11 protein-coding genes are annotated in these 11,786 nt (G+C 42.7%); 5 read left to right on the top strand and 6 right to left on the bottom strand.

All coding sequences use genetic code 11. The features are described from left to right. Positions 1–156: 156 nt before the first annotated feature. Together EBQ12_RS19145 and pbp4 are read right to left on the bottom strand one after the other, a co-directional pair. A complete protein-coding gene (locus EBQ12_RS19145; RefSeq protein ID WP_125591033.1) occupies positions 157–1,395 on the bottom strand; it encodes an MFS transporter in 1,239 nt (412 codons plus the stop codon). A 144-nt stretch (positions 1,396–1,539) separates the two neighbouring features. Continuing rightward, a complete protein-coding gene (gene pbp4, locus EBQ12_RS19140; protein WP_125591030.1) occupies positions 1,540–3,579 on the bottom strand; it encodes a penicillin-binding protein PBP4(5) in 2,040 nt (679 codons plus the stop codon). A gap of 249 nt (positions 3,580–3,828) precedes the next feature. On the opposite strand from pbp4, the gene EBQ12_RS19135 reads away from it, so the two are divergent. Continuing rightward, a complete protein-coding gene (locus tag EBQ12_RS19135; protein WP_083693062.1) occupies positions 3,829–5,241 on the top strand; it encodes an SLC13 family permease in 1,413 nt (470 codons plus the stop codon). On the opposite strand, the gene EBQ12_RS19130 is transcribed toward EBQ12_RS19135, so the two are convergent. Continuing rightward, the gene (locus EBQ12_RS19130) at positions 5,173–5,586 is read right to left on the bottom strand and encodes a hypothetical protein (RefSeq protein ID WP_241215661.1); all 414 of its coding nucleotides are present in this window, start codon (positions 5,584–5,586) and stop codon (positions 5,173–5,175) included. The two genes, EBQ12_RS19135 and EBQ12_RS19130, sit on opposite strands and share 69 nt — an antisense overlap. A gap of 82 nt (positions 5,587–5,668) precedes the next feature. Between EBQ12_RS19130 and EBQ12_RS19125 the strand changes: the two genes are divergently transcribed. Next, positions 5,669–5,896, top strand: coding sequence for a hypothetical protein (locus EBQ12_RS19125; protein ID WP_017360415.1), 228 nt, complete (start codon positions 5,669–5,671; stop codon positions 5,894–5,896). Here the strand turns inward: EBQ12_RS19125 and EBQ12_RS19120 are convergent. Continuing rightward, entirely contained in the window at positions 5,877–6,356 is a 480-nt protein-coding gene (locus tag EBQ12_RS19120; protein WP_008344182.1) for an Hsp20/alpha crystallin family protein, read from the bottom strand. The genes EBQ12_RS19125 and EBQ12_RS19120 overlap by 20 nt on opposite strands. Before the next feature lie 65 nt (positions 6,357–6,421). On the opposite strand from EBQ12_RS19120, the gene EBQ12_RS19115 reads away from it, so the two are divergent. After that, the gene (locus tag EBQ12_RS19115) at positions 6,422–6,679 is read left to right on the top strand and encodes a hypothetical protein (protein ID WP_008344180.1); all 258 of its coding nucleotides are present in this window, start codon (positions 6,422–6,424) and stop codon (positions 6,677–6,679) included. Between the two features lie 6 nt (positions 6,680–6,685). Continuing rightward, positions 6,686–6,919, top strand: a complete 234-nt coding sequence (locus EBQ12_RS19110; protein WP_008344178.1) for a hypothetical protein — start codon at positions 6,686–6,688, stop codon at positions 6,917–6,919. A gap of 35 nt (positions 6,920–6,954) precedes the next feature. On the opposite strand, the gene bcaP is transcribed toward EBQ12_RS19110, so the two are convergent. Together bcaP and EBQ12_RS19100 are read right to left on the bottom strand one after the other, a co-directional pair. Continuing rightward, entirely contained in the window at positions 6,955–8,346 is a 1,392-nt protein-coding gene (gene bcaP, locus EBQ12_RS19105) for a branched-chain amino acid transporter BcaP (protein WP_125591026.1), read from the bottom strand. Positions 8,347–8,525: 179 nt separating this feature from the next. Next, on the bottom strand, positions 8,526–9,599 hold the full coding sequence (locus tag EBQ12_RS19100) for a tetratricopeptide repeat-containing glycosyltransferase family 2 protein (protein WP_125591024.1): 1,074 nt from the start codon (positions 9,597–9,599) through the stop codon (positions 8,526–8,528). A gap of 133 nt (positions 9,600–9,732) precedes the next feature. On the opposite strand from EBQ12_RS19100, the gene EBQ12_RS19095 reads away from it, so the two are divergent. Beyond that, positions 9,733–11,625, top strand: a complete 1,893-nt coding sequence (locus EBQ12_RS19095; RefSeq protein ID WP_060780862.1) for an ABC-F family ATP-binding cassette domain-containing protein — start codon at positions 9,733–9,735, stop codon at positions 11,623–11,625. Positions 11,626–11,786: the final 161 nt, after the last annotated feature.

Below are 11,786 nucleotides of genomic sequence, written 5' to 3'. Positions count from 1 at the left end.
AGATTGCCACACACCTAGCAAAGCTAGGCTAGGTGTGTGGGAGGTCTTTTTCATTCAATCTCATCCATCATCATTACGATGAAAATAAAAAAGATTGTAGAAAAACATGAGTTTCTCTACAATCTGACCGCTCATTTATTGAGCGGTTTTTACCTTTTATGATTCATTCCATTTCGCTATGGTCTGATCGCTTGGCAGTAAGAAGGCTAGGATGCCTAATATCGGTAAAAAGGCGACACCAATCATGGTAGGCGTTAAACCGACTGCATCAATTAATGAGCCGAGGGCAACGGATCCAATCGCTCCCATACCAAACGCAAGCCCAACAGTTAAACCAGACATTGTGCCAATTTTCCCGGGAAATAGTTCTTGGGCATAGACCACGGTGACAGAGAAGCTTGAGGTCAGAATGATCCCAATGAGTCCAAGTAAAACATAAGCAAAAACTGGTCCGGCAAATGGGAGAAGCATGGCAAGCGGAAAGGATGCTAATAAGGAAATTAAAATGACGGTTTTCTTGCCGAAGCGGTCTGCAAGCGGCCCGCCTAAAAATGTCCCAATCGCACCCAATATAAGAAATAAGAAAATATAAGTTTGTGATTCTTTAATCGTCAAACCATATTGTTCAATCGCATAAAACGCATAGAAATTCGAGATCGCATTTCCATACCAAGAACGCGCGAAAATAAGAAAGACGATAATGCCAAGTGCTGTGAGCGCTGACTTGCGGTGAAGTTCAGATCTTGCTGCTTTTGCAGGCGCTTTTTTCGCTTGTGCTCGAATGGTTTGAAGTCTTCCTGCGTACCATCTTGAAATATAAAGAAGGAAACCGACAGCAATCATTCCAACAATCGTAAACCAAGCCACACCTGGCTGACCGAGAGGGACGAGCATTAATGCAGCGATTAGCGGAGCAAAGGCTTGACCTGTATTTCCGCCGACTTGATAGATGGATTGAGCAAGACCCCGTCTAGGACCAGCTGCCATGTTGGCAACCCGTGAGCCCTCTGGATGGAAAATCGCAGAGCCGAGTCCAATAAAGACGACGCACAGTAGGATGGTCGCAAATGATGGTGCAAACGCAAGGCCGAAAATGCCGACAGCACTTGAAAATAATGCGATAGGCAGTGCATAGGGCATCGGACGTTTATCTGTGTACCACCCGATCGCAGGCTGCATGACAGAGGAGACCATATTTAATGTAAAGGCGATTAGCCCTAATTGAGTAAAGGTCAGCCCCATTGAGCGTTCTAAAATAGGGAACATGGCAGGAATCACGGCTTGCAATGTGTCGTTGAGCATATGGCAAATACCAATAATCAATAAAATAGGATAAACCGTTGAACCGGTGACCGCTTTTTGAGGTTTATTCTTTGTTTGAGCAGCAATAGCCAATGAGACTTCCTCCTTTCATTCAACTTGTTTCTTTTTTCATTCTCCTCATTTTATTCATAAGGTGAACTATAAAACAATAGCAAATTGTCATGATTTAGAAAAAAAGAGACACATGCGCTTGATGGAGCGTGTGTCTCTTAAGGGTTATTTATAGAAAGAAGCGATGACAGGCTTCATTTTTTGAATGACAAGTCCACTGCCTCCACGGTTTTTCACACCTTCAATCATGCCGACGAGGACATAATCTTCTTTTTTAGGATTAAACGCAAGTAAAAATCCATTTTCAGTCCCGTCTGTCGCACCTTGTTTGCTCTTTAGTTCCGCTGTTCCGGTTTTAGCGGCTATATCAGCCCCTTTTATTTGCAACGAGTGAGCGGTTCCGTTTGAATTGGTGACGACTTGAGTTAGTGCATCCTTCACCGTATTTGCTGTATCTTCTTTGATGATCTGTTTTGGTGATGCTGTTTTTTCATCCTGAATGACTCGAGGGTACACAAGCTTTCCTCCTGTTGCAAATGGAGAATAGGCATGTACTTGTTCAATTGGAGACATGAGTAATTCTCCTTGGCCATATGCTGAGTCGGCGAGTAAGATGTCTGATTGGATCCCGTCGTTAGACACTTGTGCCGGTTTCATTGTGAACGGCATGTTTAAATCATCGCCAAACCCAAATGTTTTCACTTTTTTCTCGTAAGTATCTTTGCCGATTTCAAGGGCTTCCTGTCCAAAATAAATATTATCTGAGTACACGAGGGCATCGACCATATTGACTTGTTCTTTGTCATGAACCCGTGTAATGCGATAATTTCCCCATGATTGATCCTTTTGCCATTTCAGCCCATGAATGGTGCGCACTTTATTAGGTTTTGTGACACCTGTTTCCAGTCCAATCGCTGCTGTAATGGTTTTGAATGTAGATCCTGGTGCATATCTGCTCGCATACCGAGCTTGGAATGGGAGATCAGGATTTTCACTGTATGCTTGGTATTGTTTAGGCGTGATCCCGTTGGTCATTAAATTGACATCGTAAGAAGGGGTGCTAACAAGCGCTAATAAATCACCTGATGATGGATTCATAATGGTGACAGCCCCTTTTTCACCTTTCAGCTGTTGATAGGCTTTTTTCTGTAAAGATGCATCAATGGTCAGTTTGACTGTTTTTCCGTCTTTTCGGTCTGTTTTTTGTAATGTTTCTTCAATACCTGTTTCATCATGGATAATGAGGATGCTTCCGCCATCTTGTCCTCTTAAGTTCTTGTCAAATGTGAATTCAAGGCCGGTTTTGCCGATGATTTGATCCGCCTTTAAAGCTGGATTTCTTTTGATATCATCCGCATTTGCTTTTCCCACATAGCCTGTCAGATGAGCAGCGGCTTCGTTATATGGATAGTAGCGCATTTCCTTCGTTTGATAGGTGACGCCATTTATGTCTTTTGGAATCAGCTTTTGCTCTAACATAGACTTTAGCGGGACAAATGTGTCATCTGTGACCCATGCTTGTTTCAGCTGATTTTGAATCAGCTCTTCATCTATATCAAAAGCGCTGCTGATTTTTTTGATGTTGCTTTCTTTTTCCGTGCCTGTCCCGAGCTTTCCAGGGATGATGCCAAGTGCGTGTCCACCAGTTGTTTCTGCTAACGTGCGCCCTTTTCGATCTACAATATTTCCGCGTACCGCAGGATCCGTTGTCACTTTGATGGTGTCACCCTTTTCCATTTGCGGGAAGATGAGATTTGGTTTCCAGTCTACTTTCCACTCGTTATCCTCTTCGGAGAGAACACCTTTGTAAGAGAGTTTGTTCAGTTTTCCAAGTGACGTTTTCATCGTGACTTCATAGGTGAATTGATACCCATTTCCTTTATCCTGTTTTTCTACGTTGACGTTTGAGACGTTTAGATCATTCGCACCGATGCCGCTAAAGATATGATCGTATTTTTCGGCAAGTTGTTTTTTAGAAAAGTCATTGGCTTTCAGAGAGCCGCTTGTGACCTCATCTGCCAATTTTGTGAATTCTTTTTTCTCCAGATGTTTCGTAAAGGATTCAGCGGCTTTCAGCGCCTCTTTTTCTTTGGAGAAAAGCGTATCTTTTAAGAAAAAGAGAGCAGCAGCAATCGCGATGATGCTAAGAAGGGGAATGATGACTTTTTTCTGTTTCCAAAATGATTTTCGTTGATCTGTATACAATGAAAACACCTCAATTTTTGATTAGATCCTCTATAGTTTACAGTTACTGTGTAGGATTTGTATAGTTTCTCCTATGAAAATAGACCAAGTCATGAAGTGGAAATATGAAGCAAGACACAGTTGCTGCTGAAGAATCTCTTCATTTTTTCTTATGATTTAAAGGATTTTTTATGTGATCATCGAATGTGAAAAATTAGAAAAAATTAAAAGCGTTTTCATGAAGGAGGAATTGAGATCGTTTATAAAAAAGTGAATCTAACTGGACTTGTTCTTGGACCAATCTTCTTTTTGCTTATTTTTTTGCTCATTCCAGAAAGTGAATTGACCTATGCAGCGAGAGTGGTACTTGGCATTACAGCATGGACTGCGACATGGTGGGTCACAGAAGCTTTGCCTATACCGGCGACCTCTTTATTGCCCATCATCCTTTTGCCAACACTTGGTGGGCTATCGATGGAGCAAACATCAAGAGCTTATGGAGACCCGATTGTTTTTATGTACATGGGCGGATTTATGATTGCCATTGCCATTGAAAAATGGAATTTACATAGAAGAATGGCCTTACATATTTTAAACATCATTGGCACAAGAAGTGACCGCATTGTATTAGGGGTTATGATAGCAACGGCCTTTTTATCTATGTGGATTTCAAATGCAGCCACAGCACTGATGATGCTGCCGGTGGCACTGGCTGTGATTAAAGAGGTGAAAGCGAACGATATTTTGTCAGGTGCATCTCTTGACCGATTCAGTAAAAGCATCCTATTATCGGTCGCTTATTCAGCCTCTATTGGCGGACTGGCGACACTCGTTGGGTCTGTACCAAATGCTGTTTTTGCGGCGATGTCAAAAAAGCTGTTAGATCGAGAAATTATGTTTTTTGAATGGTTTTTGTTTGGTTTTCCGGTGGCGGCTGTTCTGCTTATTCTCTTATTTCTGTATTTGACCAAGATACAGTTCAAGGTAGAGCACACAGGGGAAATGGGAGCAGCGTTTATACGGAAGGGTTTAGAGGATTTAGGCAAAATGAAACAAGAAGAAAAATGGGTTTTTGCTATTTTTCTTATGACGGCTTTTTTATGGATCTTTAAGATCTTTTTGTTTGGCGGGCTTCCTGTCTCGGATACGTCGATCGCAATCTTTGGGGCGATGCTGTTATTTCTCATTCCAGCGACAAATGGAGAGAGAATACTAGAATGGCAGGATATGAAGCAGTTGCCATGGGGGCTTTTGCTTTTGTTTGGAGGCGGGCTTTCGCTCGCTACAGGATTTGCGGAAACGAATCTAACAGGATGGATCGGGGAAAATTTACAGCATTTAAATGGGCTGTCTTACCTCATGCTGCTAATTATTTTAACGGCTTCAATTTTATTTATGACCGAAATTATGTCTAATACAGCAGTTGCGAACATGATCATTCCAATTACAGTAGGGCTTGGACTTGCAATTGGCATGGAGCCGTACGGCTTAATGGCTGCGGCTGCGTTAGCTTCCTCATGTGCGTTTATGTTGCCAATTTCCACACCGCCAAATGCGGCTGTCTTTAGTGCAGATGTGCTGAAAATATCTGATATGGTCAAGGCTGGTTTTTGGCTAAATGTGATCAGTATTGTAGCGATTGTGCTTGCGGTTTATTTCTGGCTGCCGGTCGTGCTGAGATGAAGACTTTGATCGAATGGAGACTTTTGGTGTTTTTGTTTCTTTTGGCTTCGGTACTGAAGCTGCCTTTTTGAGGTGCGGGTCCTTTGGCGTGTAATAGGTGGCCCCAATGTTGAGTCTGCCTTTAAGCTGATCAATGGAAAGCTCACCAAACTCTAAATGGTAGTCAATTTTGTCCACATGCAGTGATTCAATGTGAATGTGCGTGTCCTCCGAGACAGGCGGAGCAGGTGCAGAGATTTTTTGCTCAAGAGCGGTGAGTCTTTTTTCCAGCTCGACGACAGATGGGGATGGACTGGATTCAGTTTTTTTAAAGAGTGATTGAATGAAATGTTTCAAGTGGACCACAACCTTTTCTTTCGCCTTGCTCTAGTCTATGGAAAAGCTACCAAGTATATACTTATAGAGATACATGAAAGGGGAGAAGTGCATGCTGCCTACACGCATTCAGATTACCCATATGAAGACGAATACGATTGGTACAGGGTCCTCGATGACATTCGGTTCGACGATCGTACGAAATCACTGCTCGACGATCAAAAGAAACAATGGTTTTGGTGAACAAAATGCCGATGGCGTGATCACGATCTTGCCGATTGAAACGATTGATGATCGTGATCTAATAGACGCAGTCAGTATCAATATTCGTCATCTATGATTATCGCAGTTGCTTTTCCTTCATCCTTTTGCAAGCGAATGTATAGTACGCCGTCTTTAAAGGCCGCATTCATTTGACCAAGAATCATATCTGGGAGCCGAATTTTTCTTTCAAACGGACCATACTTTCCTTGTTTTTGGCGAAAATCCTGTTCGTTAAAAAAGGAAAAACGCTGTCCTTTTACAACTAAATATTCACCATATGACAGCACCTGAACATCTTCCTTCCGGTAGCCAGGCAGATAAATTAAGTACTGAAATTCAGTAGGGGTTTCCACAATGTCGACTGGTGGAAACGATGCATCTGTTCCTCGCTGATCTTGCTGCGAGAATGTAAATGGAGACGGACCATTTGCCATAAAGGGAGATCTTTGCTCATCATCGAATATCATTTTCCAAAAATCATCTCCATGCATTTGCTGGGCAATGTCCATCCACTGCTTCATTTTTTCGAAGTCCATGTGAAGACCTCCTGTTAACATACTTGATGGGTGCTCGCATATACCTATAAAAAGGAGGTTTATCTGTGGTTCAACCAACTCCGTATATCAATATTAATATTTTCATGTTAAAAATTAATTCCTTTGAAAATGCGTCGGCGGTGAATGTCGGACAAAATTTGTTAGCAGAGTGGCAAAACTCAGATAAAAAAAATCAGGGGTACGGACAGAATTTTGGAGATGCTAGCGGTTTTGTCGGAACAAAGAGCCATGTAGATGATCGAGATCAAGTGGACTCACCTGCCTCTTTTTCGCCAGCAGCTAAACCTATTCCAAGGAAGTGATGTGTGATGTTATTCTCACCCTCAGTCGTCAATGTCGGTGCTTTTAAAATCAATGCAATGGATCGGGGGGCATCACTGACGCTAGGACCTTATCAGCAGATCGATTATTTTCTCTCGATGAAATTGAACCAGGGTTTTGGTGAGGACAATGGAGATTGTTCACCGCTTGTCATTCCGATTTCAAGCGTACTCGATCCAGATATGGTGGACTCGAATTCAGTGAAAAACAGTGTGATTTAAACAAAAAAGAGACCGGGATTCCCCGTGTCTCTTTTCTATTGTGTTTGATTCAGATGGCTTTTGCGTCTTGCATAGGTAAAATACACAACGACACCAATAGCTACCCAGATGAGGAAGGCTCGCCATGTCTCCCATTTCAGTGTGGCAGCCAATATCATACAAATGACCGCACTAATGATGGGAAGAACAGGAACAAAGGGTACTTTAAACGCTGTTTTCATATTCGGATGTTTTTTCCGGAGTATGATCACAGCGATCGAGATCACCGTAAAGGCCGCAAGTGTACCGATGCTGACTAAATTAGCAAGTGTTGCTAAGTTGACGAAACCAACGATACATGCCGCAACAGCGCCTGTCAGCCAAGTGTTGGCAACCGGTGTCTTCGATTTTGGATGAACGTTTGAAAAGATTTTTGGCATGAGTCCATCTCGGCTCATGGCAAAGGTTAAACGAACCTGAGCGTAGACAAGTGCAATTAACACGGTCGTAATCCCAATAATAGCACCTGCCGATATAATACCAGCGACACTATTCAGTCCAACCACTTGTAAAGCAAAAGCGACAGGGTCACTGACATTCAGTTTCGTATAGTGAACCATGCCGGTTAAGACAAAGGACACCCCGATGTATAAAATTGTACAAACACCGAGCGCGCCAATAATTCCGATTGGCATCGCTTTTTGCGGGTTTTTGACTTCTTCTGATGCATTAGCGATTGCATCAAATCCAAGGTAAGCAAAAAAGACAGTTGCCGCTCCTGCAATCACGCCATGGAAGCCCATTGGCATAAAAGGTGTCCAATTTTCAGGTTTAACGTAAGCAAAGCCTGAAATGATAAAGAGGAGGACAATGGCAATTTTGATGAGCACAATGATGTTATTCAGCTTCGTGCTCTCTTTTACGCCTCTTGAGACAATAAAGGTAATGAGTAAAATAATGAGTGCGCCTGGCAGGTTGAAGATGGCCCCATCAGCGGCTCCGGGTGCAGCCGATAAAGCCTTCGGTATGTGCAGACCAAATCCACTGAGCAGTGATTGAAAATAGGATGACCATCCGCTTGCCACAGCAGAGAGCGCAACAACATATTCAAGCATTAAATCCCAGCCCATTAAAAAGGCGAGGAATTCTCCAAGTGTTGCGTAAGAATACGTATAGACACTTCCTGACACTGGAATGGACGAGGAAAATTCAGCGTAGCAAAAAGCAGCAAGGGCGCATGCGATCGCAGCCAAAATAAAAGATATAATAATCGCAGGTCCCGCATCTTTCGCAGCCGCAACCCCCGTTATCACAAAAATTCCAGTCCCGACCACACAGCCAATGCCAAGCAAGATTAAATCAAATGTATTCAAAGAACGGCTCAGCCGCTTCGTTTGACTTTCAAGCATGAGCTGGTCGAGAGACTTTTTTCTAAATAAAGAACTCATGTTGACCTCCTAATGGATAAATCTTTTCGTAAGACGAATGTTAGTATATGCGTAAATGACAATTTAGTCAATTGGTTGAAAAACGCTTTAAATCACTAAAGTATTAAATGTCACAAAAGTCTAATGTGTATCAAAAGACATCCGCCGTCATGTGACAGGCGGATGTGATAACAGGAGATTTACGTTTCTTCAGCAAATATTTTTTCATTGTACAGCACACTCGGATGGGTTGGGTAATGGGCTGAGGATGCAAGATGATGGGTTTTGGCTTGAGCCAAATCACCGAGCTGATAATAACAATAGCAAAGCTGAAGGTGAGGATACCATGTTTTATATTGTGTCAGTGTAAAGGCTGTTTCGATTTCAGGTGCCTTCAGTGCCTGCTCATACCAATAGATGGCCGCTTTGTATTTATTTTGTGTTTTGAAATGATCCCCAATCCGGCAGCAAAATTCTGGACGGGGCTGATCATATAAGAAGGATCGCAGTAAGGAGGATAAGGCGGCTTCCTCAAATCCGACTGCATAATAGCAGTCAGCTAAATTTTGGCATGTGCGAATTTCATCCTCAATCCAGCATTGTTTTGTGGCTAAAAATTTGTGATAAAAGCGAATCGCCTTCACATGCTGCTTGTTATCTCGTAATTCATTGGCGAAGTAAAAGAGATCACGAGGTGTCATCTCTTCGCCTTTTGCAAGCATGTTTTCATAAATGCGCAGATTGCGTCCAGGCTCTCCAGCGGTTGTTTTCTTACGCTTTTGATGGGTGACGGCGATATCAGCGGGAAAAATGTTGCCATACACTTGAAGGAATTCATGAACGGCCCCATACCACTGAAAGTTCAAGGCACGCTTGACGAGCCGATTTCTTCTATATTTAAAATTCACCTGACCGTCCTCGCTAAATCCAACGTGGTAAAACATCGAGACGGCATCTACTGCGGGATCTAGCGTCTGTTTGAGCTGAAGCAGTTTTTGCCGGTCCTCTTCAAGTAGGACATCGTCGGCATCCAGCCATAAGATATACTCTTTTGTCGCATGGGAAAAAGCGAAATTGCGTGCTTTTGCAAAATGCTGGACCCATTCAAAGTCGAGCACCTTCGCTGAAAAGGAGTGAGCAATGTCCTTTGTTTGATCCGTTGATCCTGTATCAACAATGATCATCTCATCTACAATGTCTTGAACAGAAGACAGGCAGTCAGCCAAAACCTCCTCTTCATTTTTCACAATCATACATAAACTAATGGTTATCATCTTTAGATCACCTCTTCATAGTGTATCGAGCATCAAAAGGAAACATTCTTTTCAGCAGCGGGTTTTTTTAAAACTAGTTTTCTGCTACTGGCTGATTTAAAATAAAGGAAGAATCTATGTAAGGGCTGATAAAATGAGTTTATTGAATGTAGAAGGATTATATAAAACCTATGGCGAAAAAACGCTGTTTGATCATATCTCTTTTCATATAGAACCAAAGGAACGCATCGGGTTAATTGGACCGAATGGAACAGGGAAGTCAACGCTTTTAAAAGTCATTGCAGGACTTGAATCATTTGAGGAAGGCGACATCACAAAGGCAGGGACACTTGATATCGAATTTCTCGAGCAAGATCCTGAAATGAGCGGGGATGAAACGATTCTCGACTATATTTTTTCAGGAACAGCACCAATGATTCAAACGATGAAAGCCTATGAAAAGGCGCTGGCTGATTTAGAGCATGATCCACAAAACGAGGCAAAACAAGAAGCGCTTATGCGTATGCAAAATAAAATGGATCAGGACGACGCATGGGATGCGAACCTTTCGGCGAAAACGATTTTGACAAAGCTTGGCGTCAAAGATGTGAGCCGATCTGTTCATGCGTTATCAGGCGGACAGAAAAAGCGTGTGGCGATCGCCAAAAATTTAATTCAGCCTGCGGGTTTGCTGATTTTAGATGAGCCGACAAACCATCTAGACAACGCAACCATTGAATGGCTTGAAGGATATTTGAGTCAATACAGCGGGGCTGTCATTCTTGTAACCCATGATCGTTATTTTTTAAACCGTGTCGCCAATCGGATTTATGAATTAAATCAGGGGCAGCTTTACACATATAAAGGAAATTATGAAGTCTTTTTAGAAAAAAGAGCGGAACGAGAAGCAGAAGCTCAAGTAAAAGAAACGAAACGTCAAAATTTGCTTAGACGTGAGCTTGCATGGCTGAGAAGAGGGGCAAAGGCTCGAACAACAAAGCAAAAAGCACGTATCGGCAGAGTGGAAGAGCTGAAGGATCAAAAGGGACCTGATGCAAAGGGAGAGCTTGATTTTGCGATCGGTTCTCACCGGCTTGGAAAACAAGTGATTGAGGCAGAAGAGATCAGCATCACATTTGCTGGTCAAACCCTTGTGGACCAGTTCAGCGATTTAGTCGTGCCAGGGGATCGTATCGGATTTATCGGACCGAATGGAGTGGGCAAAACGACTTTACTCAATTGCCTGGCGGGTAAAATAGAACCGACGAATGGACAATTGACCATTGGACAAACAGTTCGCATTGGCTATTACACGCAGGACCATAACGAAATGAATGAAGAGCTGAATATCATTGATTACATTAAAGAAACAGCTGAAATTGTCAAAACGGCAGATGGCGTCATTGTGACAGCAGAGCAGATGTTGGAGCGATTTTTATTCCCTAGATCCATGCAGCGCACGTTTATCCGCAAGCTGTCAGGCGGAGAGCGCCGTAGATTGTATTTATTGAAGGTGTTGATGGAAGAGCCGAATGTTCTCTTTTTAGATGAGCCGACGAACGACTTGGATACAGAGACACTGAGCATTTTAGAGGATTATTTGGAGCAGTTCCCAGGGGTAGTCATCACCGTGTCGCATGATCGTTATTTCTTAGACCGAGTCGTCCATCGTCTGCTTGTGTTTGAAGGAAATGGACGTATTTCACACTTCCAAGGTGCTTACAGCGATTACATGGAGCAAGAAAAAGAACAGAAGCGGACAGAGACAAAACCAGCTGAAAAACCAGTAGAAGCTGCACCGAAAAAGAGGAAAAAACTATCCTATAAGGACCAGCTTGAATGGGATGGGATTGAAGATCGGATACAAGCACTAGAGGACAAACACCAGCAGCTCGAAGCCAGCATTGCAGAGGCTGGCAGTGATTTTGGGAAAATTCAAGAGCTGATGGACAAGCAAAAAGCCGTCGCTGAAGAATTAGAACAAGCGATGGATCGCTGGACAGAACTGTCGATGATGATTGAGGAATTAGAAAGTAATGAAAAATAAAGGCTGTTAAAAAAACTGTAGAGACATTCTACAGTCAGATTGTAGAGAAACTCATGTTTTTCTACAATCTTTTTTATTTTCATCGTAATGATGATGGATGAGATTGAATGAAAAAGACCTCCCACACACCTAGCCTAGCTTTGCTAGGTGTGTGGCAATCT

This window comes from Bacillus sp. 2B09 (assembly GCF_003946835.1).
GTDB lineage: Bacteria > Bacillota > Bacilli > Bacillales > Bacillaceae > Bacillus > Bacillus altitudinis.
This window is presented reverse-complemented; position numbering and strand designations above follow the sequence as displayed.

Coding starts and splice junctions, on each gene's coding strand:
- EBQ12_RS19125 (WP_017360415.1), top strand. CDS start 5,669: ATGCTGCCTACACGCATTCAGATTACCCATATGAAGACGAATACGATT.
- EBQ12_RS19120 (WP_008344182.1), bottom strand. CDS start 6,356: ATGGACTTCGAAAAAATGAAGCAGTGGATGGACATTGCCCAGCAAATG.
- EBQ12_RS19110 (WP_008344178.1), top strand. CDS start 6,686: ATGTTATTCTCACCCTCAGTCGTCAATGTCGGTGCTTTTAAAATCAAT.
- bcaP (WP_125591026.1), bottom strand. CDS start 8,346: ATGAGTTCTTTATTTAGAAAAAAGTCTCTCGACCAGCTCATGCTTGAA.
- EBQ12_RS19100 (WP_125591024.1), bottom strand. CDS start 9,599: ATGATAACCATTAGTTTATGTATGATTGTGAAAAATGAAGAGGAGGTT.
- EBQ12_RS19095 (WP_060780862.1), top strand. CDS start 9,733: ATGAGTTTATTGAATGTAGAAGGATTATATAAAACCTATGGCGAAAAA.